The 26289-nt window shown below is 71.9% G+C and carries 18 protein-coding genes; 8 read left to right on the top strand and 10 right to left on the bottom strand.

The annotated features are described in order from the left end of the window. Window positions 1-233: 233 nt before the first annotated feature. Window positions 234-1271 (bottom strand): alpha/beta hydrolase, encoded by a 1038-nt coding sequence (locus ACQ614_RS10775; protein ID WP_431678246.1) that lies wholly within the window; start codon window positions 1269-1271, stop codon window positions 234-236. Between the two features lie 366 nt (window positions 1272-1637). On the opposite strand from ACQ614_RS10775, the gene ACQ614_RS10780 reads away from it, so the two are divergent. Continuing rightward, window positions 1638-2381, top strand: coding sequence for an SDR family oxidoreductase (locus tag ACQ614_RS10780; protein WP_431678248.1), 744 nt, complete (start codon window positions 1638-1640; stop codon window positions 2379-2381). A 254-nt stretch (window positions 2382-2635) separates the two neighbouring features. Further along, entirely contained in the window at window positions 2636-4027 is a 1392-nt protein-coding gene (locus ACQ614_RS10785) for a glycoside hydrolase family 16 protein (protein ID WP_431678249.1), read from the top strand. Window positions 4028-4107: 80 nt separating this feature from the next. On the opposite strand, the gene ACQ614_RS10790 is transcribed toward ACQ614_RS10785, so the two are convergent. Together ACQ614_RS10790 and ACQ614_RS10795 are read right to left on the bottom strand one after the other, a co-directional pair. Beyond that, a complete protein-coding gene (locus ACQ614_RS10790) occupies window positions 4108-4338 on the bottom strand; it encodes a hypothetical protein (protein ID WP_431678250.1) in 231 nt (76 codons plus the stop codon). A 136-nt stretch (window positions 4339-4474) separates the two neighbouring features. After that, window positions 4475-6526 carry a carbohydrate-binding module family 20 domain-containing protein gene (locus ACQ614_RS10795; protein WP_431683889.1) on the bottom strand — a complete coding sequence of 684 codons (2052 nt, stop codon included), beginning with the start codon at window positions 6524-6526 and terminating at the stop codon, window positions 4475-4477. Window positions 6527-6895: 369 nt separating this feature from the next. On the opposite strand from ACQ614_RS10795, the gene ACQ614_RS10800 reads away from it, so the two are divergent. Continuing rightward, window positions 6896-7405, top strand: coding sequence for a SigE family RNA polymerase sigma factor (locus ACQ614_RS10800; protein ID WP_431678251.1), 510 nt, complete (start codon window positions 6896-6898; stop codon window positions 7403-7405). Window positions 7406-7443: 38 nt separating this feature from the next. Beyond that, a complete protein-coding gene (locus ACQ614_RS10805) occupies window positions 7444-8265 on the top strand; it encodes a hypothetical protein (RefSeq protein ID WP_431678253.1) in 822 nt (273 codons plus the stop codon). A gap of 53 nt (window positions 8266-8318) precedes the next feature. Here ACQ614_RS10805 and ACQ614_RS10810 read toward each other — a convergent pair whose 3' ends face one another. The 4 genes from ACQ614_RS10810 to pulA form a co-directional block, all read right to left on the bottom strand. Next, window positions 8319-8657 carry a P-II family nitrogen regulator gene (locus tag ACQ614_RS10810; RefSeq protein WP_030269157.1) on the bottom strand — a complete coding sequence of 113 codons (339 nt, stop codon included), beginning with the start codon at window positions 8655-8657 and terminating at the stop codon, window positions 8319-8321. Then, a complete protein-coding gene (locus ACQ614_RS10815; protein ID WP_431678254.1) occupies window positions 8654-9973 on the bottom strand; it encodes an ammonium transporter in 1320 nt (439 codons plus the stop codon). Before ACQ614_RS10815 ends, ACQ614_RS10810 begins: the two co-directional genes overlap by 4 nt. Before the next feature lie 236 nt (window positions 9974-10209). Further along, window positions 10210-12540, bottom strand: coding sequence for a M4 family metallopeptidase (locus ACQ614_RS10820; protein WP_431678256.1), 2331 nt, complete (start codon window positions 12538-12540; stop codon window positions 10210-10212). A gap of 513 nt (window positions 12541-13053) precedes the next feature. Continuing rightward, window positions 13054-18588: a pullulanase-type alpha-1,6-glucosidase gene (pulA, locus tag ACQ614_RS10825; RefSeq protein ID WP_431678257.1), complete on the bottom strand. Its 5535-nt coding sequence runs from the start codon at window positions 18586-18588 to the stop codon at window positions 13054-13056. A gap of 503 nt (window positions 18589-19091) precedes the next feature. Here pulA and ACQ614_RS10830 point away from each other — a divergent pair. After that, on the top strand, window positions 19092-20051 hold the full coding sequence (locus ACQ614_RS10830) for a phosphatase PAP2 family protein (protein ID WP_431678258.1): 960 nt from the start codon (window positions 19092-19094) through the stop codon (window positions 20049-20051). 25 nt (window positions 20052-20076) lie between these two features. Here ACQ614_RS10830 and ACQ614_RS10835 read toward each other — a convergent pair whose 3' ends face one another. Then, window positions 20077-23100: a bifunctional [glutamine synthetase] adenylyltransferase/[glutamine synthetase]-adenylyl-L-tyrosine phosphorylase gene (locus tag ACQ614_RS10835; RefSeq protein WP_431678259.1), complete on the bottom strand. Its 3024-nt coding sequence runs from the start codon at window positions 23098-23100 to the stop codon at window positions 20077-20079. A 160-nt stretch (window positions 23101-23260) separates the two neighbouring features. On the opposite strand from ACQ614_RS10835, the gene ACQ614_RS10840 reads away from it, so the two are divergent. From ACQ614_RS10840 to ACQ614_RS10850, 3 genes are all read left to right on the top strand, one after another. Next, window positions 23261-24094, top strand: coding sequence for a beta-glucanase (locus tag ACQ614_RS10840; protein WP_431678260.1), 834 nt, complete (start codon window positions 23261-23263; stop codon window positions 24092-24094). A gap of 125 nt (window positions 24095-24219) precedes the next feature. Beyond that, complete coding sequence (locus ACQ614_RS10845) at window positions 24220-25326, top strand: glycosyltransferase (protein ID WP_431678261.1); 1107 nt, start codon at window positions 24220-24222, stop codon at window positions 25324-25326. Window positions 25327-25330: 4 nt separating this feature from the next. Then, the gene (locus ACQ614_RS10850) at window positions 25331-25480 is read left to right on the top strand and encodes a hypothetical protein (protein WP_431678262.1); all 150 of its coding nucleotides are present in this window, start codon (window positions 25331-25333) and stop codon (window positions 25478-25480) included. A 91-nt stretch (window positions 25481-25571) separates the two neighbouring features. Here the strand turns inward: ACQ614_RS10850 and ACQ614_RS10855 are convergent, their stop codons facing one another. Together ACQ614_RS10855 and ACQ614_RS10860 are read right to left on the bottom strand one after the other, a co-directional pair. Then, the gene (locus ACQ614_RS10855) at window positions 25572-25979 is read right to left on the bottom strand and encodes a hypothetical protein (protein ID WP_431678263.1); all 408 of its coding nucleotides are present in this window, start codon (window positions 25977-25979) and stop codon (window positions 25572-25574) included. Between the two features lie 57 nt (window positions 25980-26036). After that, window positions 26037-26249 (bottom strand): hypothetical protein, encoded by a 213-nt coding sequence (locus ACQ614_RS10860; protein WP_431678264.1) that lies wholly within the window; start codon window positions 26247-26249, stop codon window positions 26037-26039. Window positions 26250-26289 lie beyond the last annotated feature (40 nt).

The raw sequence follows: 26289 nt of genomic DNA on the forward strand, positions 1-26289 counted from the left end.
TCAATGACCGATTGACGCGCAGGTCAGCGGGGTGATCGGGACGTTCCGAACGATCCGGTCGATCGCCGCGGGCCCGGGCGCCGGGGTGCCCGGCGCCCGCTCGGGGCGCGCTGCGGCTGGAACAGGCGCGGGCCGGCGGGCTGCGCCCGCCGCCGGAATGGAGTATCCCGCTCCGCGGGGCCCCGCGGGGGCGGACTCGCCGAATTCGTACACGCGGGACCCCGGACGGCGCGTCAGTCGGCCTGCGGGCCCGCCAGGTTCTTGCTCAGCCACATCAGGGTGTCCGGGATCATCTTCTTGAAGTCCGAGGTGAGGTGCTTGCCGCCGGGCTGCTCGTAGTACTCGACGGTCAGCGGCGGCACCGCCTTCTTCACCCACGCCTTGACCAGCCCGGTCTCGTACGCGTTGGCGCCGCCGGCGGTGGCGAGCATCCGGACGTCCGCCTTGCCCTTGGCGACCAGCTCGCCGGGGCTGTTGGCGAGCCGCTCCTGCTCGTGGCCCTTCCACAGCGGGGAGTCGGGGTTGAAGTAGCCGTCGATCGGCACCGCGGCCTTGAAGACGTCGGGGCGCTGCAGGGCGAGCTTGGCGCTGCAGAACGCGCCGGTGGAGGCGCCCATCAGGCCCCAGCCGTCCCGGCCCTTGACGGTGCGAAAGTTGGCGCGGACGAAGTCCGGGAGGTCCTCGGCCATCCAGGTGCCCATCTTCGGCTGGCCGGGGATGTCGGAGCACTCCAGCGCCTTGGACTCGCTGGAGTTCAGGTTCTGCACCGGCATGATCAGGATGAACGGGTGTGCCTTGCCCGCCTTGGACAGCTCGGCGTCGATCCTCTGGATCGGCAGCTGGTTGTCCGTCCAGGTGTTGTAGCCGGCGCTCTGGCCGCCCGCGTAGAGGGTGAGCACCGGGAAGCCGTGGTGCGCGTAGGCGGGGTCGTCGTACTGCGGCGGCAGCCAGACCCAGACCTTGCCGCTGACCCCGGACTTGGGGCCGTTCAGGGTGGTCATCATGATCGGCCCGGCCTCGGTGTCGCGGACCTTCTTCAGGTCGGCGGCCGGCCCGGTGGGCATCAGCACCTTCTTGGGCCTGGGCGGCGGCGTGGGGCTCGCCGGGGCGCCTGAGGCGGCCGCGGGCTTGGCCTCGTCCTGGGAGTTCGTCGTCTCCGCGGTGCTCCCGCAGGCGGACAGGGCGGCGGCAAGGGCCGCCGCGGCGCCGGCCGCCACGAGGGTACGAATACGGACGGCCCGGCTGCGGGCACGGGTGGTCTGCGGGTGCACGATCGATCTCTCCGACGGTGTGACGCCCCGGGGCGGCCGGGCGGGCGAGCGCCCCGGGCGGGGCCTGTCCGGGGCGCGGCGCGACGGCCCCGAGCACCCCGGGACGGCACGGCCGCCCGGGTGGGAGGCGTCCGTGCCGTCCGTGATCCTATGACGCCGACCTGCACGGACCCGGTTGCGACAGGGCGGGCAACCGGCCGTTCGGCGGGGTGCGCCCCCGCCGGACGGCGGGGTTCGGGAGGTTGCACCAGCCGGACGGCGGCCGGACGGGCGGCGTGTTGGACGCCGCCACGAGTGACACCGCCCGGACGGCGGCGCGATCATCGGGAGACCGTCCGGACGCCGCCGAACCGAGGGAGCCCAGCCGTGCCGCAGCAGATCGCCGTCGTGACCGGGGCCGGCAGCGGGATCGGCCGGGCCGTCGCGCTGGAGCTCGCCGCCGCCGGCTGGCGCACCGTGCTCGCCGGGCGGCGGGCCGAGCCTCTGCGGGAGACCGCCGCGCTGGCCGGCGGCGGGGCGGTGGCCGTGCCCACCGACGTCACCGACCCGGCCGCGGTGGACGCGCTGTTCGCCGAGACCGCCGAGCGCTTCGGCCGGCTGGACCTGCTGTTCAACAACGCCGGCACCTTCGGCGTGTCCACCCCCGTCGAGGACCTCGCCGTGGAGGACTGGCGGGCCGTCGTCGACCTCAACCTCACCGGCGCCTTCCTGTGCGCGCAGGCCGCCTTCCGGCAGATGAAGGCGCAGCGCCCGCAGGGCGGCCGGATCGTCAACAACGGCTCGATCTCCGCGCACGTGCCCCGCCCGCAGTCGATCGCGTACACGGCGACCAAGCACGCCGTCACCGGGCTGACCCGCTCGCTGTCGCTGGACGGGCGCCCCTACCGGATCGCCTGCGGCCAGATCGACATCGGCAACGCCGCCACCGACATGACCGCCGCGATGACCGCCGGCGTCCGGCAGGCCGACGGCAGGATCGCGCCCGAGCCCACCATGGACGCCGCGGACGTCGCGCGCACCGTTCGACACATGGCGGAGCTGCCGCTCGAGGCGAACGTCCAGTTCGCCACCGTGATGGCCACCGCGATGCCGTACATCGGGCGCGGCTGAGGCCCGCCGCTCCGGGGCGGAGGTTCTGCCGGGTGCGGCTTGTGACCGGGCGTCAGCCCTGTCCGTGATGAGAGCGCTCTCGATCGGAGAGTGGCGGCCGAACCCTCAACTGTCAAGGCATTGCGTACGAGCCATGAAGGATAACCCCGCCTTAAGGTCTGATCCGCCTTCAGTCGTTGACATCAACTGCCGCCTTCGGTACCACATTCGAGAGCGCTCTCATTTCCTTGGCTCCCACCCCACGAGAGGCACCCATGCGGCTCAGACCACGCATACGGCACGTCCTCACCGCAGCCGGGCTGCTCGGCCTGCTGGCCACCGGCCTGGCCGGCACCATGAGCGCCGAGGCCAGCGTCCCCCCGGCCCCCTCCGGCTGGACCCAGGTCTTCGCGGACGACTTCAACGGCCCGGCCGGGTCGGGCGTCAACACCGCCGACTGGCGCTACACCACCGGCACCTCGTACCCGGGCGGGCCCGCCGGCTTCGGCACCGGCGAGATCGAGACGATGACCGCCAGCACCGCCAACGTCTCCCTCGACGGCAACGGCAACCTGCGGATCACCCCGCTGCGGGACGCGGCGGGCAACTGGACCTCCGGCCGGATCGAGACCAACCGGGCCGACTTCCAGCCCCCGGCCGGCGGCAAGCTGCGCATCGAGTCCCGGCTGCAGATGCCCAACGTCACCGGCGCCGCCGCCAAGGGCTACTGGCCGGCGTTCTGGGCGCTCGGCGAGCCGTTCCGCGGCAACTGGTGGAACTGGCCGGGCATCGGCGAGATCGACATCATGGAGAACGTCCAGGGCCTCAACAACGTGTGGGCCACACTGCACTGCGGCACCAGCCCGGGCGGGCTGTGCAACGAGACCACCGGAATCGGCGGCCAGCGCGCCTGCACGCCCACCTGCCAGAGCGGCTTCCACACCTACGCGGTCGAATGGGACCGCTCCACCAGCCCGCAGCAGCTGCGCTGGTACCTCGACGGCGTGCAGTTCCACACCGTCAACTCCAACCAGGTGGACGCGACGACCTGGAACAACGCCACCAACCACGGCTTCTTCGTCATCCTCAACGTGGCCATGGGCGGCGGCTTCCCCGGCGCCTTCGGCGGCGGCCCCGACGGCGGCACCGTGTCCGGCGTGCCGATGGTGGTCGACTACGTGAGCGTCTGGCGGTCGGGCGGCTCGAGCACCCCGACGCCCACCCCGACACCCACGCCCACCACCACCCCGCCGCCCGGCAACCGGGACGCCTACAGCCCGATCCAGGCCGAGTCCTTCAACAGCCAGTCCGGCACCGCCACCGAGACCTGCAGCGAGGGCGGCCAGGACATCGGCTGGCTGGCCAACGGCGACTGGGCCCAGTACAAGGGCGTCAACTTCGGCTCCAGCCCGGCCACCCAGTTCCTCGCCCGGGTCGCCTCCGGCGCCGGCGGCGGGGTCAGCGGCCTGGTGGAGGTCCGCCTCGACAGCCGCAGCAACGCCCCGATCGGTTCCTTCGCGATCGGCGACACCGGCGGCTGGCAGAACTGGCGGACGGTACCGGCCAACATCTCCGCGGTGACCGGCACCCACGACGTCTACCTGACCTTCACCAGCGGCCAGCCGGCCGACTTCGTGAACGTCAACTGGTTCGACTTCGGCCACTGACACCCTCACCCCGCGGCCGCGCCGCTGCGCCCCCGGCAGGGCGGCGGTGCGGCCGTGCCGTTTGCCGGCCGGGGCCGGCCTCACTCGTCGTGGGAGTGCCGGTAGCGCGGGCGGAAGCCGTCGGTGTCGAGGCGGTAGACGCTGGTGGTGGGCCAGTACTCGCCGGCCTCGGGGACCGGGAGGTCGGCGCGCAGCACCATGCGCAGGAAGGGAGGGGGCGCGAAGGCGTGGACGCGCTTCAGGTGGCCGTCCCAGCGGCCGCCGCAGAGCTCGATGTCCAGGATCGCGAATGTGGTGGGGGTTCTGGTCACCCCGGCGATGCTGGCAGCCGGGCGGGGCGGTGAGTGCCGGCTCCGCCGGTACTCCACTCCTTCGGGGGGTTTCGTCCCGGCAACCGTGACGGCCGCCGCACCGTGGGTGCGGCGGCCGTCCGGGTGGGGCGGGCGGCTAGCTGCGGAAGGTGTCGTTCAGGGTGACCAGGCCGCTCGCCGGGACGGTGGCCGTCCGGTTGGCGCCGCTCTCCCAGGTGACGTTCCCGCTCGCGTCCTTGCGGATGTACTTGTACTCGAAGGCGGTGCCGGCGGCCATCGCGACGTCCAGCTTCCAGACCGGGTAGGCCGCCGAGGAGAGCAGCAGGGCGGAGCCGGTGTTCCAGTTGCCGAGGGCCGCGTTGTTGCCGACCACGTAGACGTTCTGGCCGGTCACGGTGGTGGCGTTGACCGCGAACGAGGCCCCGGTGGTGCCGGAGGTCGGGGTGCTGGTCGGGGTCGCCGTCGGGGTGGCGGTGGCGCACGGGTCGCCGGTGCCGACCACGCCGTCCTTGACGGTGACGTTGCCGGTGCCGAGCGCGTAGTTGGCGCTGTTGTTGTTGTCCCAGGTGCCGGAGCCGTTGTTGAAGGTCGCGGCGAGGCCGGTGGCGCTGCCCAGGCTCGCGGTGTACTTGACCCAGCCGGTGCAGGCCGCGGTCATCGCGACGCCGGGGGCGGTGGTCCAGGTGCCGCCGGTGGGCGCGTAGTGCAGGTAGTAGGCGGACCAGTTCTTGTTGGTGGAGTAGAAGACGGTGGTGCTGTTGCTGCCGGTGGGCGTGGCGGTCGGGGTGGAGGTGGGCTGGCCGCCCGCGCCGACGTAGATGGCGACGGCGTCGCCGGCGCCGATCGTGGCGGTGAACCTGCCGTCCGAGCCGACGGTGTAGCTGGTGCCGCTGCAGCCGCCGGAGACCGGGTCGCCGTGCTGGACGTCGCAGTAGGTGCCGGCGGGCAGCGAGGTCTGGAAGGTCTGGGTGATCGAGCCGGACTCGCGGTTGATCGCGACGAAGCCCTTGTTGCCGCGGCCGAAGGCGATCGCGTTGTTGCCGTTGGACCACCAGTTGGTCATCGCGGTGCCGGAGACGGCGTTGCGGAAGCCGACCATGTTGGCGACCTGGCGCCAGGCGTGGGTGCAGTTCCAGCCGTCGCTGTAGCAGGCGTTGACCGTGCCGCCGTTCGGCGGGCCGTCGTCGTTGTTGGTGAAGGCGTAGCCGGAGTAGACGTTCGGCGAGCCGTACGGGTGGGCCAGCATGAAGACGTTGGCCAGCGTGTAGGCGGAGCCGTACTTGTAGGTGAGGGTCGAGCCGTTGCGCTCGGTGTCCCAGTTGTCGACGAAGGTGCGGGCCTGGTTGCTCGCGAGCAGGCCGTTGCCCCAGGTGGAGAGGTCGGAGATCTTCCCGCCGTTGAAGGCGCTCTTCAGCCAGGTGCCGGAGCGGAACTCGTCGACGTCGCCGAGGCCGGTGTACTCGGAGGGCTGGACCGGCTCGCCGGCGCCGTAGATGACCTCGGTCACCCAGTAGGCGTTGGGGTCGCTCATCTTGGCCTTGATGCCGGCCAGGTCGGAGGCGGCCATGTGCTTGGCGGCGTCGATCCGGAAGCCGTCCACGCCGAGGGTGAGCAGGTCGCTCAGGTAGTTGGCGATGGTCTGCTGGACGTACGTGGAGCCGGTGTTCAGGTCGGAGAGGTTGACCAGTTCGCAGTTCTGCACGTTGGAGCGGTCGCCGTAGTTGCTGATCGCCTGGCGGCAGGAGTGGAAGTCCTGGTCCTGGTAGTAGCCCGGGTAGTTGTACTTGGTGTAGTTGGTGCCGCCGGTGCCCGTCCCGGAGCCTGCCGACATGTGGTTGATCACCGAGTCGGCGATCACCTTGACGCCCGCGGCGTGGCAGGTGCTCACCATGGACTGGAAGGCGGTGCGGTCGCCGAGCCGGCCGGCGATCTTGTAGCTGACCGGCTGGTAGGACGTCCACCACTGGGAGCCCTGGATGTGCTCCTGGGGCGGTGAGACCTCGACGAAGCCGTAGCCCTTGGGGCCGAGCGTGTCGGTGCAGGCCTTGGCGACGGAGTCGAACTTCCACTCGAAGAGGGTGGCGGTGACGTCCTTGGTGCCGGGCGGGGTGGCCTCGGCGGTGGGGGCGATCGAGAGCCCGGCACCGATCGAGAGGGCCAGGGCGGCGGACGCGGTGAGTGCGCCGATCGCGCGGCCGCGACGGCCTGCGCTGACGGTGGTGACCACGGTGTCTCCTGGGGCTGGGTGGGGGTGAGCCAGGACCGCCCGCGGCGCAGGGGGTGGCGGGCGGTGGAGCACGAGTGGGTGCGCGACCGCGATACGCCGTCCGCGCGCAACCCGATGCTTAGGTTTTCTGCAAGACAGCTGAAACTTGCAGGAAACTTTCAGCGCGCCGAACTTACGGCGGGTGTGAACAGAGCGTCAAGACTGTGGAAGGCAACGAATCGGACTCGCCGGTAACATCGCCGGACTCCACTGATACCTCACCTGCGCCCCGGCGCGTCTATGAGGGGGACGACAACCACACCGACCACGCACACACGGGGGAACGACGGCATGCAAAGAGCTCTCGACTTCGAGGAGTTCGCGAGCACCCGCACGCGAAGGCTCTTCCAGGTCGCGTACCTCATGTGCGGCGACTGGCACCAGGCCCAGGACCTCGTCCAGACCGCGCTCGCCAAGATGTTCGCGGTCTGGCCCCGGCTGCAGCGGCGCGAGGACGAGGCCGGCCTCGACGCCTACGCCCGCACCGTGCTGCTGCGCAGCTACCTCTCGCAGCGCCGGCTCAAGCGCTCCACCGAGGTGGTGCTCGCCGACCTGCCGGACAACCCGCAGCCCACCGGCCACGGCAGCGACCTGCGTCTCACCCTCACCGCCGCGCTCGGCCAACTGCCGCCGCGCAACCGGGCGGTGGTGGTCCTGCGGTACCTGGAGGACCACAGCATCGAGGCGGTCGCCGACATGATGGGCATCTCCGCAGGCGCGGTGAAGAGCCTCAACACCCGATCCCTGGCCCGGCTGCGGGACATCCTCGGCGACGACCGCGAACTCCTCTTCCGGCTCTGACTCCTGCCCGTCCCCTCACTGCTCCCGGAGCACCCACCATGGACATCGAAGACGACCTCAGCAGGCTGCTCGGTGCAGGCGCCGACCAGCTCCACGTCCCCGTTCAGACCATCGTCGCCGAGGCGACCGTCCGCGGCCGCCGGCTGCGCCGGCGCCGCCGGATCACCCGGGCCGTCGGCGCGGCCGCCGCGGTGGCCCTGATCACCGGCGGGGTGGCCGCGTTCGGCCCCGACACCTTCAACCGCTCCCAGGCGCCCGCGGCGAGCACGCCGAGCGCCTCGCTCCCGTCCGTCCTCGGCCCGACCGACCCTCCGGTGAACGGCAAGGTCGCCACCACCCCGGCCGGGCTGTTCGGCGTGTTCGCCGGCCTGCTGCCCGACTCGGCCAAGTACGACAGGTTCCGGTCGATGGGCAACCGGGGCAACGGCCCGATCGGCTTCACCGTCGACGTGGATTTCGGCGACGGCACCTGGAGCACCCTCGGGGTCGACGTCACCTCGGACACCCTGCCCCCCGTGAAGGACTGCCCGAACGTGCCCGAATTCACGGTCCCCCTGACCATGACGTGCCGGGTCGGCGACGGGGGTGCCCTGGTGGCCACCTACAAGGACGGAAACTCCCCGATCGACGGCAGCTACCGGGCGGTCGTCCAGCGGCAGGACAACGTGGCGGTCGAGATCACCGCCTACTCCGGCCGCAGGCTGCAGTACGGCCAGAGCGAGCCCGAGCACGCCCGGGACACTCCGCCGATGACGGCGGAGTACTGGGCGGGGGTCGCCGCCTCGCCGCAGTTCGCCCTCCGGATCCCGGTCGCCGTCGCCCGTGACGGCGCCGCCCGGGCCTCCGTCATCCAGGAGTGAGCGCCGGGCCGGGCCCGAGCCGAAGGGCCCGGAGGCGAGCGGGCGACAGCGGGTCAGACCGCGTCCGGCCCGCGCTCGCCGGTGCGGACGCGGACGATGCCGTCGACCGGGACGCACCAGACCTTGCCGTCGCCGATCTTCCCGGTGCGGGCCGCGGCGACGATGGTGTCCATCACGTCCTCGGCGTCCTCGTCCTCGACGACGACCTCGATCCGCACCTTGGGCACCAGGTCGATCCGGTACTCGGCGCCGCGGTAGACCTCGGTGTGGCCGTGCTGGCGCCCGTAGCCGCTCGCCTCGGTGACGGTGAGCCCGTGCACCCCGCGCTCCTGCAGCGCGGTCTTGACCTCGTCCAGCTTGAACGGCTTGACGACGGCGGTGATCAGCTTCATGCGGTGGCGGCCTTGTCGGACGGGTGCTGTGCCAGCACGGTGGCGTGGGCCGTCGTGCCGTGGCCCAGGACGCCGTGATCGTACGCCGTCTCGGCGTGCACGGCGAGGTCCAGACCGGTCAGTTCGTGCTCGGCCGGGGCCCGGAGGCCCATGAAGCGGTCGATCACCTTGCCGATGCCGTAGGTGGCGCCGAAGGCGTAGGCGCCCACCACCAGCACCGCGAGCAGCTGCTTGCCGATCAGGGTGAGGCCGCCGTGCAGCAGCCCGACCGGGCCGCCGGTCATCACCGCGGAGGCGAACACGCCGATCAGCACCGTGCCGATCACGCCGGCCACCAGGTGGACGCCCACCACGTCCAGCGAGTCGTCGTAGCCGAAACGGAACTTCCAGCTCACCGCGTACGAGCAGACCACGCCGGCCGCCAGGCCGATCGCCAGTGCGCCCAGCAGGTCGACGCTGCCGCAGGAGGGGGTGATCGCGACCAGGCCCGCCACCGCGCCGGAGGCCGCTCCGAGCGTGGTGGCGTGGCCGTCCCTGCGCTTCTCCACCAGCAGCCAGCCCAGCAGGCCGGTGCAGCCTGCCGCCTGGGTGTTGAGCAGGACGGCCGCGGCGGTGCCGTTGGCGCCGAGCGCGGAGCCCGCGTTGAAGCCGAACCAGCCGAACCAGAGCAGGCCGGCGCCGAGCAGCACCAGCGGCAGGTTGTGCGGCCGCATGGCCTCCTTGCGGAAGCCCAGGCGGGGGCCGAGCAGCAGGGCCAGGGCGAGGCCGCTGGCACCGGAGTTGACCTCGACCACGGTGCCGCCGGCGTAGTCCAGCGCGCCGAGCTTCGACAGCACCCAGCCGTCGGGCGAGAACACCCAGTGCGCCACCGGCACGTACACCAGGAGGGTCCAGGCGGCGGTGAACGCCACCCAGGCGCCGAACCGGGTGCGGTCGGCGACCGCGCCGCTGATCAGTGCCGCAGTGATGATCGCGAAGGTGAGCTGGAAGGTCGCGAAGAGCAGGGTCGGCACGTGGCCGGTGAGGCTCGCCGGGGTGATCCCCGCCATGCCGAGGTGGTCGAGCCCGCCGATCAGGCCCCAGCCGCCGGCGTCCGGGCCGAAGGCGAGCGAGTATCCGGCCGCCAGCCACACCACGGTGACCACCGCGATGGAGACGAAGCTCATCATGATCATGTTGAGCACGCTCTTGGTGCGGACCATGCCGCCGTAGAACAGCGCCAGGCCCGGGGTCATCAGCAGGACGAGCGCGGTGCTGGCCAGCAGCCAGGCGGTGTCGCCGGTGTCGAGGCCGGCCGTGGAGTCAGCGAGCAGCATGCGGAACCTTCCCGTGCGGTGCGCCGGCGGGTGGTGGGGGCGCACCGATCGGGAGAGTGTGTCCGGGCCGTATTACCCGTCGCGGACAGCCGTGTTTCCGCGGTGTTTCGTGTTGCGCCGGGATTTCCGGAGTCTCACAGTGCGGGCAGCCGCCGGGGATCCGCAGGGCCGGCGGGGCATGTGCGGGGGCCCGGCCGCACAGTGCGGCCGGGCCCCTGCGGACTACCGGTTCAGGCTCAGCTGGTCTGGATCGAGGTGTCGTCGATCACGAAGCTGGTCTGCAGCGAGGAGTCCTCCACGCCGGTGAACTTGAGGGTGACCGACTGGCCGGCGTAGGCCGACAGGTCGATCGTCTTCTGGCTGTAGCCGGTCGCCTTGTTGAGGTTCGAGTACGAGGCGACGGTGGTGCCGTTGACCGTCACGGTCAGCTTGTCGTACTGGGTGGAGGTGGTGGTCTCCGCCGTGTCGATGTGCAGCCAGTAGCTCAGCGTGGCCTTGCAGCCGGCCGGGATGGTCACCGTCTGGGAGAGGGTGTCCGTGTGGCTGGAGCCGTAGCCGTCCAGCCAGGCCTTCCAGGAGCCGCCGTGCGAGGCCTGGGAGGCGGAGTTGTCGATCACACCGCTGGAGGCCGTCCAGGTGGTGTTGCCGGACTCGAAGCCGGCGTTGCCGAGCAGCTGCGCCGGGGTGCAGGTGCCGCCGCCACCGGAGTTGACCGTCCAGGTGAAGCTGGTGGAGCCGGTCTTGTTGGCGGCGTCCTTGGCGGTCACGGTCACGTTGTAGGTGCCCGCGGTGGTGGCCGTGCCGGTGATCTTGCCGGTGCTGCTGATCGACAGGCCGGTCGGCAGGCCGGTGGCGGTGAAGGTCAGCGGGGCGGTGCCGCCGCTGGCCTGGATCTGCAGGTTGGCGGTGCCGTTGAGGGCGGTGGTCTGGTTGCCCGGGTTGGTCACCGTGACCGTGCCGCTGGGCAGCGAGCCGACGTTGACGGCGGCCCAGGCGGTGGCGACCGCGTTGTACTCGGCGCTGCCGCTGCCGTACAGGTCGGTGGCGGCGCTGAGGGTGGCGGTGCGGGCGGCCGCGTAGTTGGTGGTCGAGGTCATGTAGACGCTCAGCGCGCGGAACCAGATCTTCGCGGCCTTGTCGCGGCCGATGCCGGTGACCGCGATGCTGTTCATCGTCGGCGAGTCGTAGCTGACGCCGTTGATCACCTTCGCGCCGCTGCCCTCGGACAGCAGGTAGAAGAAGTGGTTGGCGACGCCGGACGAGTAGTGGACGTCCTTGTTGCCGACCGTGGAGGACCAGTAGTCGGCGGAGTTGCCGTCCTTGGACGGCTTGTCCATGTAGCGCAGCGGCGTGCCGTTGCCGTTGATGTCGATGAGCTCGCCGATGAGGTAGTCGGGGTTGTCCGACGGGATGTTGGCGTAGAACTCGACCATGCTGCCGAAGATGTCGGAGGTGGCCTCGTTCAGGCCGCCGGACTCCCCGGAGTAGTTGAGGTTGGCCGTGTTCGAGGTGACGCCGTGGCTCATCTCGTGGCCGGCGACGTCGAGTTCGGTCAGCGGGTGGGTGTTCCCGGAGCCGTCGCCGTAGGTCATGCAGAAGCAGTCGTCGTCCCAGAACGCGTTCACGTAGTTGTTGCCGTAGTGCACGCGGCTGTAGGCGCCGACGCCGTCGCCCTTGATGCCGCTGCGGCCGTGGACGTTCTTGAAGTAGTCCCAGGTGGACGCGACGCCGAAGTGGGCGTCGACCGCGGCGGACTCCGAGTTGGAGGCCGAGCCGTTGCCCCATGTGTCGGTCGACTTGGTGTAGAGGGTGCCGGTGCCGGACGTCCCGTGGTTCAGGTTGGTGGTGTAGCCGTTGCCGCGGCCGGCGTCCTTCATCTGGTACGTCGAACCCGACAGCGTGGTGCCGATGGTGACGTTGCCGACGAAGACACCGGTGCCGGTGCCGGTCTTGATGCCCTCGAACTTGTGGATGACGCTGCCGCTGGTGGCGTCGGTGATGACGTGCATCCGGCTCGGGGTGCCGTCCGACTCGGTGCCGGAGACGACGGTCTCCCAGGCGAGGCGCGGCGAGCCGTCGGCGGCCCAGACGACCAGGCGCGGGGCGGTGTCGAGGGCGGAGCCCGACTCGGCGGCCAGCGCGGCGGCCTGGGCCTTCGGGGCGGCCAGCTTCGGCGTGGTGGCGATGCCGGTCAGGGCGGCCTGGCTGGCCTTGTCCACGCTCTTGGTCGCGCCGGCCGCGTTCTGGTGCACTACCAGGTCGCCGCCGAGGACGGGGAGTCCGGCGTAGGTGCGCTCGTAGCGCAGGTGCCGGCTGCCGTCGGCGTCCACCACGGCGTCCTTGACGACGAGCTTCTCCTGCGAGCCGAGGCCCAGCGTCTGGGCGACGGCGGCGCTGCGCTGGCCGGCGTCGGAGAGCAGCTGGGCGCGGTTCAGGGCCGCCTGCGGGGCCACGGCCGAGGGCGCGGCCGGCGCGGCGTTCGCCACGACCGGGATGCCGGACACCAGCAGAGCGGTGGTGGCCGCCAGCGCGGCCATACTCACCCGGGCAGGGGTGTAGCGGGACATGCGGACTCCTTTTCCGACCGGTCGCGGGGTCACGAACGGTGGAGAGAACCTGGGCCGCGGGGTTGCGGCGCAGCGGGGGCCCGGCCGGTGGGTGCGCGGCACGGGTGCGGTGCAAGTGGGGGCCGTGCAGGTGTTGCGGAGGCGCTTTACATGTCGTTGGTGCGGCCGCACCGGGGGGTTGGGGTCCAGCCCGCTTGCGGCCGGAGGAATCGTGGCAGCAAACGACCGGCGAGTGACAGATGCATGCCACCAAGATGGCCAGGAAACGCCAACGGGCGTTAACGCCTGACGGGAAGTCGCCTCGATCGACTCGGCGGACGTCCGCCGCGCCTGCGGCCGGCTGACAGCCGGTCTCATTGGCCCCGACCGGCCCGGTGACCGGGCCGGTGGGTGTGCGAACCCGTCGTCCGGCGCCGGCACCGGTGCGCCATCCCGCCTCCGTAGGGCGGTTTTCGGCCAATGCGGAAGGGGCCCCGCATGGCCGCGGAGCCCCTTCTGCCTACGGACGTTCCGTCAGTTCTGGACGAACACCGCCACGGTCCGGGCGGGCACCGTGAAGGTACCGGTGGCCGGGTCGAAGGCGGACTTCTTGACCACCGCGTCGGCGCCGGCGGCCTGCACCCGGTGCAGTGCCTGGCCGGTGCCCTTGAGGGCGGCCAGGGTCTGCTGCTGGGTGGTGGGCGTGGCGTTGAAGACCACGGTGATGCCCTTCTCGGCGCCGCGCAGGCCGGTGCCGTCCAGGTGCATGGTGATCACACCGGGCGCCTCCCCGGCGGTGCCGGAGAGCGGGAAGGACAGCCGCTTCTGCACCTCTGCGGCGGTGCTCAGCGAGAACAGCGGCGAGGACTGCCGGATCCGCAGGAACTGCTGGTACATCGAGGCCGACGCGTTGATCTCGTTGCAGCCGACGGCCAGCTTCGGGTCGGCGAGCAGCGACTTGGCGGTCGGCCACATCGAGCGGTTGTCGGCCGCCATCGGCAGGCCGCGGCCCCAACCGTTGCCCTGGGTGCAGTCCCAGTGGATGGAGTTGAACCAGTCGCCGGAGTCGTAGGAGTTGGCGTCCAGCGACTTGGAGCGCATCAGGTCGCTGCCGGCCTGGATGAAGCCGGGGCCCTGGCTGAGCGCGGTGAGCGACAGGCCGAGCGCCTGCATCCGGGCCCGGTCGGCCGGGGAGGTGCCGACGGGCAGCTTGTAGGCGAGCGCGTCGAACAGGTCGGCGTTGTCGTGGGCGTCCAGGTACTCGACGGCCTCGCCGGGCTGGGCGGCGTACCCGGTGGGGGCGCCGTTGTAGTCGACGGCCTTGCCTGTGACGGACTTTCCGGCGGTGTCGGTGAAGGAGTAGCCGGCCAGGTTGCCGGTGAGGCCGACCTTCACCTGGTCCATCTGGTGCAGCAGGCGGGCCTTCTGCTCGGCCGCGGTGCCGTTGTCCGCCGAGCCGTTGGGGTCGGTGAACAGGCCGGAGGCGAAGCCCTGCTGGGGCGCCGAGGAGAGCATGTAGTTGCCGCCGCGGGCGGCGTCGCGGATGCGGTCGTTGAAGGTGGCGATGCCGGTGCCGGCCATGTTGGTCTGGGTGGCCTGGACGAACCGGGCGTCGTTGGCGACCACGCCGAAGTTCCAGCCCTCGCCGTACAGGAAGACGCTCGATCCGTCGACGCCGTCCTTCTGCTTGGTGAGGCCGCGCAGCGCCGACTGCACGTCGAGCATGGTGGACTTCGGGTCGAGGCCCATCAGGTCGAAGCGGAAGCCGTCGACGCGGTACTGCCGCGCCCAGGTGACCACGGAGTCGACGACCAGCTTGTTCATCATGGCGTGCTCGGGCGCGGTGTCCGCGCAGCAGCTGTCCGTGGTGACCTTGCCGGCGTCGCTGAGCCGCTGGTAGTAGCCGGGGACGATCTTGTCGAGCACGGAGTGCTCGGCCTGTCCGGCGGCCGCGGTGTGGTTGTAGACCACGTCGAGGACGACCCGCAGGCCGGCGTCGTGCATCGCCTGCACCATCTCGCGGAACTGCACGGTGCGGGCGGTGCCGTTGGGGTCGGTGGCGTACGAGCCCTCGGGCACGGTGTAGTGCAGCGGGTCGTAGCCCCAGTTGTAGGCGTCCTCGGCCTGGACGGCGGCGACGCACTCCTGCTGCTGCTCGCCGTCGGCGGCGAGCGAGGCGAGGTCGCAGGCGGGCAGCTTCTGGTCGGCCCGGTTCTCGCGGATGGTGGCGATGTCGAAGGTCGGCAGCAGGTGGACGGTGGTGACACCGGCCTTGGCGAGGTCGCGCAGGTGCTGCATGCCGGCCGACTTGGACCGGGTGAACGCCAGGTAGGTGCCGCGCTCGGCGGCCGGCACGGTGGTGTCGGCGCTGGAGAAGTCGCGGACGTGCAGCTCCTGGATCTGCTGCTTGGCGGCCGGGATGCCCGCCGGGCTGCGGTGCTGGTCCCAGCCCTTGGGCTTGGTCTGCTGCGAGCCGAGGTCGGCGACCAGGCTCCGCCTGGAGTCGGTGGAGAGCGCGACCGAGTACGGGTCGGTGACGGTGTTGGTCACCACCTGCTGGACGCTGGGCGCCCAGACCTTGACCTTGTAGGTGTAGTACTTGCCGTCCAGGTCCTCGTGGTCGCGGGTGAGCGACCAGACGCCGGTGGCCTCGTCCCGCTTGAGCGGCACGTTCTTCGGGCTGCCGCCGGTGGCCTTGTCGTACAGGTCGACGGAGACCTCGGTGGCGGTCGGTGCCCAGAGCGACAGGGTGATCTTCCGGTTGTCGTCGCCGAACCAGCCTTCCTCCTTGCGGCCGCCGTAGACCGGGCCGAGCTGGGCCTTGGCGGCCTTCGCGGCGTACAGGTCGTCGAGGGCGCCGGGTATCTGGACGCCGGTGGCGGCCAGGGCGGCGCCGTTCGGCAGGTGCTCGCTGAAGATCAGCTGGCTGCGCAGGGCGTCGGTGATCCGGCCCGCGTCGCGGCCGTCGACGGTGAAGGCGCGGTAGCCGGCCAGGTGCGGGTAGGCGGCCTTCTGGGCGTCGGTGAGGGCGCCGGGGGTGAGCCGGATCCAGCGGCCGGGCTTGGTGAGCACGCCCTTGTCGACGGCGATGCCGCCGGCCGGGTCGTAGATCAGCTGGGCGCTGGTGCCGCCCTTGAGCGCGGCGTCGCCGGCGCCGTAGTTGGCGGGCACCACGACGGTCTTCGCGTCGATCCACTGGGCGCGCGAGGAGGAGAGGTCGAGCTGGGAGGAGGCGCCGGAGGCCTGCGGCAGCAGGTAGCCCTCCTGGCCGCCGATGATCCAGACCTCGCGGCCGCTGGAGGCGAAGTTCAGCGACTGGTCCTGCGGGAGGTCCTTGTCGTTGCCGTTGTGGACGATGTAGCTGAGGCTGGTCGCCCCCTCGGCGAGCGGCACCTCGAAGACCGCGCCGAAGGCGTCCTTGCGGGCCGGCATCAGCGGGTTGCCCCAGTCGGTGGGGGTGGCGGCGCCCGTCCAGTCGTGCAGGCCCCAGCCGTCGTACTTGCCGTCCGCGCGGTGGTAGTGGATGACCGCGGTGTTCTCCTTCACCGGCACCGCCGGGTCCGGGTTGGCGGTGCGGACGGTCGGGTCGCCCTCCTTGATCCACACCTCGCCGGTGGTGCCGAGGTCGATGTGGCGGTCGGCGTCGACGTCCTTGGTGCCGTTGTTCTCCACCACGAAGCCGACGTCGGAGGCGCCGGACTTCAGCTTCACGTAGGCGAACGCGCCGTAGGCGTCCCGGCCGACGAAGCCGTGCCCGTCCGGCCAGGTGGTGGACTCGCCGTCGGCGAGGTCGCCCCAGGCGTAGAGGTTCCAGCCGTCGTAGTCGCCGTTCTTGCGCTGGTAGTGGACGACGGCGTACGGGCGGGAGGTGGCGCTCGGGGCCTGCTGCGGCACCGGGGCGCCGGTGGTGAAGGAGCCGGTGGCGGAGGCGAGCCGGCCGGCCGAGTCCTGGACGACGGCCTTGTAGCGGACGACGGTGCCGGGGGCGGCGGAGGCGACGTCCTGGGTGACCTTGAAGGAGCCGTTGTCGGCGGTGCCGAGGACCTGCCAGGGGCCGTTGCCGACCTGCGCGGCGAAGGTCACCCGGTTGAAGCCGGTGCCGGGCACCTGGGCGCCGACGGTGACCGTGCCGGAGGAGCCGTCCGCGGGCGCCTGCAGGGTGATCTGCGGGCCGGCGGCGGGCTTGGCCAGCTTGCCGGACGCCTTGTACACCACCGAGGACATCGGCGGCACGGTCACGGTGAGCTTGCGGTCGGCACCGGTGGTGGTCTTGGCGCCGGCGGCCGGGTAGACCGGCCGGAAGTCCATGCCGGCGGAGTAGGTGTCCAGGGCGACGGTCTTCGGCTCGGCCGCGTTGTTCACCGCGACCAGGTACTCGACCTGCTGCTTGGCGTCGATCCGGGAGAAGGCGTACACGCCGGGGCCGTCGGCGGCGTACCGCTCGACCTGGGCGCCGTCGGCGAGCGCCGGGTGGGCCTCGCGCAGCGAGGCGAGGTCGGAGATGCCCTCGTACAGCGCGCCGTGCTTGCCGTAGCGGTCGGCGGAGCCCTTGCTGCCGCCGATGACGTTGTCCGCGTTGTAGGAGGCCGTCTTGGACGCGAACATGTCCTGCCGGGCGTCCTTGTCGCCGCCCGCGCCGGTGAAGCCCTGCTCGTCGCCGTAGTAGACGACCGGCTGTCCGCGGGTGAGGAACTGCAGCTCGTTGGCGAGCAGGTCCTTCTTGAGCAGCAGCTCCTGGCTCGCGCCCTGGTTGTCGCTCTGCAGGAAGCTGCCGAAGCGGCCCATGTCGTGGTTGCCGAGGAAGGTCGGCAGCTCGTAGGCGTCGGTGGCACCGGTGGTGTAGCGGTAGTCCTGCGCGTACAGCTCGGCGAGGGACTTGGCGGAGCCGTTCTGCGAGACGAACCGGCGGGCCGCGTCCTGGAAGGCGAAGTCCAGGGTGGCCTGCAGCTTGCCCTTGGTGACGTACGGGGCGGTGACGGACGGGTCGGCGGAGTACACCTCGCCGAACATGAAGAAGTCCTTGTTGCCGCGCTGCGCGGCGAACTGCTTGAGCGCGGGCGCCCAGTTCTGCCAGAACGCCATGTTGACGTGCTTGACGGTGTCGATCCGGAAGCCGTCCACGCCGGCCTCGGCGACCCAGGTCTGGTAGATCTTCTTGAAGCCCTCGACGACCTTGGGGTTCTGGGTGTCCAGGTCGTCCAGCCCGGAGAAGTCGCCCTCGGTGGAGGACTCGCCGACGAAGGTCGAGTTGCCGCGGTTGTGGTACAGCGACGGGTCGTTCAGCCAGGACGGGGTCTTCGCGTTCGCGTCGGCCGGCGAGCGCAGCACCGGGCTGTACGGGAACGAGTCCTTGGTGATCTTCGGCCAGGCGGTGCCGGCGTCGGCGACGGCGGTCTCGTCGACCGGATTGCCGTCCGCGTCCAGGGTCGGGTAGGCGCCGGCGGAGCGGTAGTCGTAGCTGTGCTCGGCGAAGTCGACGACGTCGGCGGTGTGGTTGGTGATGACGTCGAAGAAGACCTTGATGCCCTTGTCGTGCGCCTTGCGGATCAGCTCCTTGAGCTGGTCGTTGGTGCCGAAGTGCGGGTCGACCTGGGTGAAGTCGGTGATCCAGTAGCCGTGGTAGCCGGCGGAGGCGTCCGCGCCGGTGCCCTGCACGGGCTTGTTCTTGAAGATCGGCGCCATCCAGATGGCGGTGGTGCCGAGGTCCTCGATGTAGTCGAGCTTGTCGATCAGGCCCTGGAGGTCGCCACCGTGGTAGAAGCCCTTGTCGGCGGGGTCGAAGCCGTTGTCGAGGCGACCGCCGGTGATGCCGCCGTTGTCGTTGGCGGTGTTTCCGTTGGCGAAGCGGTCGGGAAGGACGAAGTAGAACTGCTCCTTCGTCAGGTCGTGCCGGGCCGCGGTGGCGGCGAGCGCGGCGTCCGACGGCGGGGCGGGAGGGGCGGCGGCCGCGGCGAGCGGCGCGGAACCCAGGGTGGCGGAGATCAGGGACGCGGCCAGCAGGACAGCTGCTCGGCGGGGTCTGCGGTACGGGGTGGTGCTCCGAGAACGGCGGGGCTGCACATCGGCCACAGCGGGCTCCCTTGGGGCGGCTCGTTCGTCATTGAGTTGAGGTGGCGTGGACGGTAGCGCGCTGCAAGATGTTTCAGCAAGATGCTGAAAATGTTGCAACCGACCTCTTGACCGAACCGTTGCCGAGGCCGCAGAGTCATAGGCGTGCCCGGGCATGACCGCCGGAAGCCGGGCACGACGCGCGGAGCCGCAGAAGCGGCGTGCCCCGCGCGGGGAGACGGTTGCCCGTCGGGTCCGGAGAAACCGGTCCGGAACCCTGACAGAGCCCGACGGGCCTCTCTTCCTCACTCGCCTCCGGGCGCTCCCGGCCCGGCGCCCTTCGGTTCGCGAGGGGGCTCCCGGTGCACCCCCGGGGTCGACCCCGGCGTTGAGCGCAGGCAACAATGGATTGCATGCGTCCCCCCAGGCTCACTCCCCCTCCATCCGTAGGGGGACAGCCGGTGAAGAATCCCCGACCAGAGGATGAGCGGACGGCCACGGGACGTCTGGCAGACTTCTCGTCCATGGGGGAACCGACCGATATCCAGACAGCCGACGCCGACCGCGCCGGCGCGGTGTCCAGCGGTTCCGTCCCGGGCGAGGCCACCGACAGGAGCCCGCTGCCGGACGGAGCCACCAGCGCCGCCCGTACGCGCTCCGCCGCGCTCCGCGGCCGCGTCAACGCCCAGCGGCGCACCCCGGCCCGGCCCCGGCTCTGGTTCGAGCTGGCGCTGATCGGCATCAGCTACTGGCTCTACTCGCTCGTGCGCAACGCCGTCCCCGAGCAGGCGACCGTCGCGCAGAAGCACGCGGACTGGATCTGGCGCTTCGAGCGCACCCTCGGCGTCGGCATAGAGAAGGCGGTCAACCACACGGTCGACCGGGCCGAGTGGCTGATCGTCGGTATGAACTACTACTACGCGACCCTGCACTTCGTCGTCACGATCGGCGTGCTGGTCTGGCTGTACCGCAGACATCCCGGCCGCTACGCGGCCACCCGAACCGTCCTCTTCGTGACCACCGGCATCGCCCTGGTGGGCTTCTACTGCTTCCCGCTGGCCCCGCCCCGGCTGATGACGGGCGGCGGCTTCATCGACACCGTCGCCCTCCACAACACCTGGGGCTCGATGGCCTCCGGCCCGGCGGCGCACGTCTCCAACCAGTACGCGGCGATGCCGTCCATGCACATCGGCTGGTCGCTCTGGTGCGGTCTGACGATCTTCTTCCTGGCCCGGCGGACATGGGTGCGGGTGCTCGGCCTGGTCTATCCGGTGGCGACCCTGGTCGTGATCATCTCCACCGCCAACCACTTCTGGATGGACGCCGTCGGCGGCATCGCCTGCCTCGCGGTCGGCTTCCTGGCCGCCCGGCTGCTGTACCACGTCTGGGTGTACCAGCTGCCCAGGGTGCCGGGCGGGCCGAGCGAGCGCCCGGTCACCGTCCCGGTGGACTGGACGACGCCGGTCACCGCCGGCCGCCGCTGACCGCGGCGGCCCGCCGCCGGGCCCGTCACGGCCCGTAGAACAGCCGCTCCACCACCGCCCGCGCCCGGCGGGTCGTCCGCCGGTAGTCGTCCACCAGCTCCCCGCTGTGGCCGACCCCGTACCCCAGGTAGCGGGCCACGCCGGACAGCTCGCGGGCGTCGCCGGGGAAGCTGTCGCCGGGCCGGCCGCGCACCAGCATCACGGCGCTGCGCACCCGCGAGGCCAGCACCCAGGCGGCGTCCAGCACCAGCGCGTCCTCGTGCGACAGCAGCCCGGCCCGGGCGGCCTCCGCGAGGGCCTTGCGGGTGCGGGTGGTGCGCAGCCCGGGCAGCTCGTGGCCGTGCTGGAGCTGGTAGAGCTGCACCACCCATTCGACGTCGGCCAGGCCGCCGCGGCCGATCTTGGTGTGGGTGGTGGGGTCGGCGCCGCGCGGCAGCCGTTCGGACTCGATCCTGGCCTTGATCCGGCGGATCTCGGTGAGGTCCCGCTCGGGCACGCCGCCGCCCGGGTAGCGCAGCGGGTCGATCAGCGCCCGGAAGCGCTCCCCCAGGTCCGGGTCGCCGGCGACCGGTTCGGCGCGCAGCAGCGCCTGGCTCTCCCACACGTGCGACCAGCGCCGGTAGTAGGCGGCGTACGAGCCGAGGGTCCGCACCAGCGGGCCGTTGCGGCCCTCCGGGCGGAGGTCGGCGTCGACCAGCAGCGGCGGCTCGGTGGAGGGGGCGGCGAGCAGGGTCCGCAGTTCGTGGCAGACCGCGTGGGCGGCCTTGGCGGCGTCCTCCTCGAGCGCCTCCAGGACGGGTTCGTGGACGAGCAGGACGTCGGCGTCGGAGCCGTAGCCGAGCTCGTGGCCGCCGAAGCGGCCCATGGCGATCACCGCGAGCCGGGTCGGCAGTTCGCCGTTGCGGGCCTCCCAGCCGGCGATGCAGGCGCGCAGGGCGCCCTGGAGGGTGGCCGCGTTGAGGGCGGTGAGGGCCTCGCCGGCGGCGTCGACGGCCTCCGCCGGGTCCTCGCCGAAGCGGCCGAGCACGTCGGCGGCGGCGGTGCGGAACAGCTCGCGGCGGCGGACGGAGCGGGCGGCCGCGACGCCGGCGGGGGCGCCCCCGGCCCGGCCGACCGCGGCCAGGATCTCCTGTTCGAGGGCGGCCCGGCCGCGCGGTACCAGGCCCTGCGGGTCGCCCAGCATGGCGACCGCCTCGGGCGCGCGCAGCAGCAGGTCGGGGGCGAGCAGGCCGGCGGAGAGCACCCGGGCGAGCTGTTCGGCGGCGGCGCCCTCGTCGCGCAGCAGGCGCAGGTACCAGGGGGTGCGGCCGAGGGCGTCGGAGACCTGCCGGAAGTTGAGCAGCCCGGCGTCCGGGTCGGCGGAGTCGGCGAACCAGCCGAGCAGCACCGGCAGCAGGGTGCGCTGGATGGCGGCCTTGCGGCTGACGCCGGCGGCCAGCGCGGTCAGGTGGCGCAGCGCGGCGGCCGGGTCGGCGTAACCGAGTGCCTCCAGCCGGGCCTTGGCGGCCTCGGGACGCAGGCCGGCGGCGCCGGCGGGCAGCTCGGCGACGGCGTCCAGCAGCGGGCGGTAGAACAGCCGCTCGTGCAGTCGGCGGACCTCGACGGCGTGCCGTTTCCACTCGCGCTGGAGTGCGGCCACCGGGTCGGCCCGGGTGTCGTCGTTGATCAGGGCGGCGAGGGAGCGGGCGAGCCTGCGCTGGTCGTCCTGGCCGGTGGGCATCAGGTGGGTGCGGCGCAGCCGGTGCAGCTGGATGCGGTGCTCGAGCGAGCGCAGGAAGCGGTAGGCGGTGTCGAGGGAGGCGGCGTCGGCGCGGCCGACGTAGCCGCCGGCGCTGAGCGCCTGCAGGGCCTGCAGGGTGTTGCCGCTGCGCAGGGCGGGGTCGGTGCGGCCGTGCACCAGCTGGAGCAGCTGGACGGAGAACTCGACGTCGCGCAGCCCGCCCGGGCCGAGCTTGAGCTGCCGGTCGAGTTCGGTGGCGGGGATGGCGTCGACGACGCGGCGGCGCATCTGCTGCACGTCGGCGACGAAGTTCTCGCGGGCGGCGGCCTGCCAGACCAGCGGGGAGATGGCGTCGGTGTAGGCGGCGCCGAGTTCGGTGTCGCCGGCGACCGGCCGGGCCTTGAGCAGCGCCTGGAACTCCCAGGTCTTGGCCCAGCGCTGGTAGTAGGCGAGGTGGCTGGCCAGGGTGCGCACCAGCGGCCCGTTGCGGCCCTCCGGGCGCAGGTTGGCGTCGACCGGCCAGATGACGCCCTCGCCGGTGGTGTCGGAACAGATCCGCATCAGCCGGGCGGCGAGCCGGGTGGCGGCCTGGAGGGCACGGTGCTCGTCGGCGCCCTCCTGGGCCTCGGCGACGAAGACCACGTCCACGTCGGAGACGTAGTTGAGTTCGCCGCCGCCGCACTTGCCCATGCCGATGACGGCGAGCCGGCAGGCGGCCGCGGCGTCCGGGTCCTCGGCGGAGGCGATGTCCAGGGCGGTCTGCAGGGTGGCGCCGGCCAGGTCGGCGAGTTCGGCGGAGGCCTGCGGGAGGTCGGTGGTGCCGGTGAGGTCGCGGGCGGCGATGGCGAGCAGGCAGCGGCGGTAGGCGGTGCGCAGGACGTCGGGGCGGCGGGACGGTTCGGCGGCCCAGACGCGTTCGGTCAGGGCGTGGCGGAACTCGGCCTGGCCGGGGTGGATGTCGTGCGTCTCGAAGGTGACCAGGGCGTGCCAGTCCTCCGGGTGACGGGCCAGGTGGTCGCCGAGGGCGGCGGAGGCGCCGAGGACGCCGAGCAGGCGGTCGCGCAGCGGCTTGGAGGTGGTGAGGGTGTCGCGCAGGGTGTGCCGCTCGGGCTCGTCGAGGGAGTCCAGCAGCCGCGACAGTCCGAGCAGGGCCAGGTCGGGGTCGGCGGTGGCGCCGAGCGCGTCCAGCAGCAGCGGGTCCTCGGCGAGCCCGTGCAGCGCCGGTTCGGCGAGGCGCCGGACCGCGGCGTCCGGGTCCGCGAACCCGCGCCGGACCAGCCGGACCTCCAGGCGGCTCGTCCGGCCGCCGGTCCGCTCCTCCACTGCCATGGCCCCTCCGGTACGGCGCTTCGAGCATCCGAACATGCAGTCCTTACGAGCCTACGGTCAGCGCGACACGATGGCCCGCACGGGCCCGCACGGGCGTAGGACGACCGCGCACCGCCGATGGTGGAATCCGGCATTCTGCTCGGACGATCGGAGGGGCGCGATGCTCCTGCACCTGCTGGCGTCGACGGTTCTGCTGGCGGCCCTGACCGCGGGGCCCGCCGGGGCCGCGTCCCGGCCCGTCGGCCACCGCTCGGCGGCCGTCCTCGACGAGGACTTCTCCCGCCTCGACGTGGGCACGGGGCGGACCTGGGGCTGGAAGACCGCGGCGTACGAGACCTGTACCGACAACCCGAACGACTTCAAGCTGGACCACCTCACCACGTGGTCGACGAGCACCGTCCTCGGCCACCTCTCCATCACCGCCGCACCCGGCCGGCACGGCCGCTGGAACACCGGCCTGCTCACCACCGGCGACTCCTGCGGCTCCGGCGGCAACGGTGCGATGATCCGCACCGGCGGACTGCTCCTCGTGCACGTCCGGATGCCCGCCGCCGACACCGGCAGCTGGCCCGGCCTGTGGACGTGGCGGGACGGCGCGAACGAGATGGACGTGTTCGAGTGGCACGCGGACGCCCCCGGCACGCTCGAGTTCGCCAACCACGTGAAGCGCCCCGGATCGTTCTACTTCTACGAGGGTCCGGAGGTCGGCGCCGAACAGTGGGTGTGGGTCGGCGCGCGGTTCGGCGCGGACAGCGTCGCCTGGTACGTCGGCACCGACCCGGACCACCTGGTCTGCGTGTTCGCCGACACCGTCGGCGTCGGCCCGGACTTCGCCTCGTACCCCGTGCTCAACCTGGCCGTCGACAACGGCGGCTTCCACTCGGCGCCGCCGGAAGCCCGGCCCGCCACGATGGAGGCCGACCGGCTGGTGATCCTCCAGCCCGCCCCGGACACCCTGCCGCAGCCCGGCGGGGTGGGGTCCGTGCCGCTCTGACGGCGCGGCGGCCCCCCCCCCGGAGCAGGTGAATCCGGCCATAGCGGGTGAATTCGATCATCCAGTAGGACGAATCGACGCGTCGCCGGACGGTTCCGCACGGGCCCCCTGCTTCGCTGGCTGACATGTCACCGCCCCTCACCGCCGACAAGGCCCGGCCGATCGGACCGCCGGCCGGCCCGCCCGCCCTGCACGGCCGGGTGGTCGCACTCGTCCCCGCCCACAACGAGGAACACCAGATCGGCGCCGCGATCGAGTCCCTGCTCGCCCAGAGCCGGCCGCCCGACCGCATCATCGTCATCGCCGACAACTGCACCGACGGCACCGTCGCCGTGGCCGCCCGCCACCCGGTCGAGGTGCTCACCACCGAGCGCAACCGGCACAAGAAGGCCGGCGCACTCAACCAGACCCTCGAAGAGCTGCTGTCCGCGCTCGACCCGCAGGACGCCGTCCTCGTCATGGACGCCGACTCCGTCCTGGCACCGGGCTTCGTCGAGGCCGCCCGCCGCCACCTCGACAGGGGCGTGCCCGCCGTCGGCGGCACCTTCGGCGGCAAACCCGGCGGCGGCTTGGTGGGCGCGCTCCAGCGCAACGAGTACGCACGCTACGCCCGCGACCTCAAGCGCCGGGGCGGCCGCACGCTCGTCCTGACCGGCACCGCCACGCTGTTCCGCGCCGAGGTGCTGGACGAGGTCCTCCGGGCCCGCCGCCACGGCCTCCTGCCCGGCGGGCCCGCCGTGTACGACACCGAGGTCCTCACCGAGGACAACGAACTGACGCTCGCCATCCGCCACCTCGGCCACCCGATCTCCGCACCGCCCGAGTGCACGCTGCTCACCGAGGTCATGCCCACCTGGCGCGAGCTCTTCCGGCAGCGGCTGCGCTGGAAGCGCGGCGCGATCGAGAACATCCGCACCTACGGCTGGACCCCGGTCACCCGCGAGTACTGGCTCCGCCAGGCGCTCGCCGTGATCGGACTGGTCGCACTCGTCTCGTACCTGTGCGTGCTGGCCTGGGCGCTGCTGTTCGGCGAGTTCAGGTTCAGCGTGCTCTGGACGACCGTGACCGTGGTCATCGCCGTCGAACGCGTCGTGACCGTCCGCACCCGGGGCCCGGCCATGATGGCCCTCGCCGGCCTCCTGGTGGTCGAGATGGTCTTCGACGTCTTCCTCCAGACCGCCCAGGCCAAAGCGTTCTGGGATGCCCTATGGAAAAAGGAAAGGAACTGGTGAACCGATGTACCACCCGCACACCACGACCGTGACCGGTGCCGCCGGCACCCTCGCCGCCACCGGCGCCAACAGCATGTGGCTGGCGCTGGCCGCCTTCACCCTGACCATGGCCGGGTGCGCCGTACTACGGATCCTCCCGCGCCGCGCGAAGTGATCCCCCGTCCGTTCCCCGGACGGCCGTGACCGGCCGGGCCGGCGCCCCTGCGCCGGCCCGGCCGCCGTGGGTCACCGGTCAGGCGTCGGGATCACTCGCTCGGACCCGTGTCGCGTCCCGCCTTCACCATTCCGAGGAGGGGGACCGCCAGCACGCCCGCCAGGAGCGGCAGCCGCCACCACCAGCCCGGCCCCACCGCCAGCACCGGCACCATCGCGAACACGACCAGGGACGACGCCAGTGCCGTCGTCCACACCCAACGCCCTCGGCTCCTGGCGGACTTCAGGCGCGTCCAGGCCACCAGCCACATGGCCGCCAGCAGCAGCGCCAGCCCGGCGTACAGCAGCCCCGTGAGTTGAGCCAGGGCAGGACCCACCAGGTCGTCCCGGTCGAGGGCACCCGCCGGGGTGGTGTCCATGGCCGCCGCGGCCGCCCCGACCCCCGCCGCCACGACCAGCCAGTACCCGGCCTGCCCCAACGCCCACCGCCGATCCGTCACTTCACCCCTCCGCCGTCCGACCGACGGCGATCGTAGCGACGCCCCGGATCGGCGGTGTCACCAGTCCGACTCGGCGATGACAGGCAGCCCGGCCTCGAGCATCCGCGCCACCACCAGTTCGGCCAACTCCTCGTTGCAGATCGGCCAGACCATCGGACGGTCACCGGTCTGCACCGGCAAGTACGCCCCTTCGCCGACCTCCAGCAGGGCGTAGCTGTCGCGCTGCGTCGTCCACATGGACTCATAGCTGCTGAGATCGAACTCGGACACCGGGCACCCACCTCCACCAGGCCAACACGTTGATCTTCAC

Source organism: Kitasatospora dryopteridis, from assembly GCF_050749075.1.
GTDB lineage: Bacteria > Actinomycetota > Actinomycetes > Streptomycetales > Streptomycetaceae > Kitasatospora.

Excerpts from the sequence above, each read along its gene's own strand:
- ACQ614_RS10830 (WP_431678258.1), top strand. The coding sequence starts at position 19,092 with ATGGGGGAACCGACCGATATCCAGACAGCCGACGCCGACCGCGCCGGC.
- ACQ614_RS10840 (WP_431678260.1), top strand. The coding sequence starts at position 23,261 with ATGCTCCTGCACCTGCTGGCGTCGACGGTTCTGCTGGCGGCCCTGACC.
- ACQ614_RS10815 (WP_431678254.1), bottom strand. The coding sequence starts at position 9,973 with ATGCTGCTCGCTGACTCCACGGCCGGCCTCGACACCGGCGACACCGCC.
- ACQ614_RS10820 (WP_431678256.1), bottom strand. The coding sequence starts at position 12,540 with ATGTCCCGCTACACCCCTGCCCGGGTGAGTATGGCCGCGCTGGCGGCC.
- ACQ614_RS10810 (WP_030269157.1), bottom strand. The coding sequence starts at position 8,657 with ATGAAGCTGATCACCGCCGTCGTCAAGCCGTTCAAGCTGGACGAGGTC.
- ACQ614_RS10835 (WP_431678259.1), bottom strand. The coding sequence starts at position 23,100 with ATGGCAGTGGAGGAGCGGACCGGCGGCCGGACGAGCCGCCTGGAGGTC.
- ACQ614_RS10845 (WP_431678261.1), top strand. The coding sequence starts at position 24,220 with ATGTCACCGCCCCTCACCGCCGACAAGGCCCGGCCGATCGGACCGCCG.
- ACQ614_RS10850 (WP_431678262.1), top strand. The coding sequence starts at position 25,331 with ATGTACCACCCGCACACCACGACCGTGACCGGTGCCGCCGGCACCCTC.
- ACQ614_RS10805 (WP_431678253.1), top strand. The coding sequence starts at position 7,444 with ATGGACATCGAAGACGACCTCAGCAGGCTGCTCGGTGCAGGCGCCGAC.
- ACQ614_RS10800 (WP_431678251.1), top strand. The coding sequence starts at position 6,896 with ATGCAAAGAGCTCTCGACTTCGAGGAGTTCGCGAGCACCCGCACGCGA.
- ACQ614_RS10785 (WP_431678249.1), top strand. The coding sequence starts at position 2,636 with ATGCGGCTCAGACCACGCATACGGCACGTCCTCACCGCAGCCGGGCTG.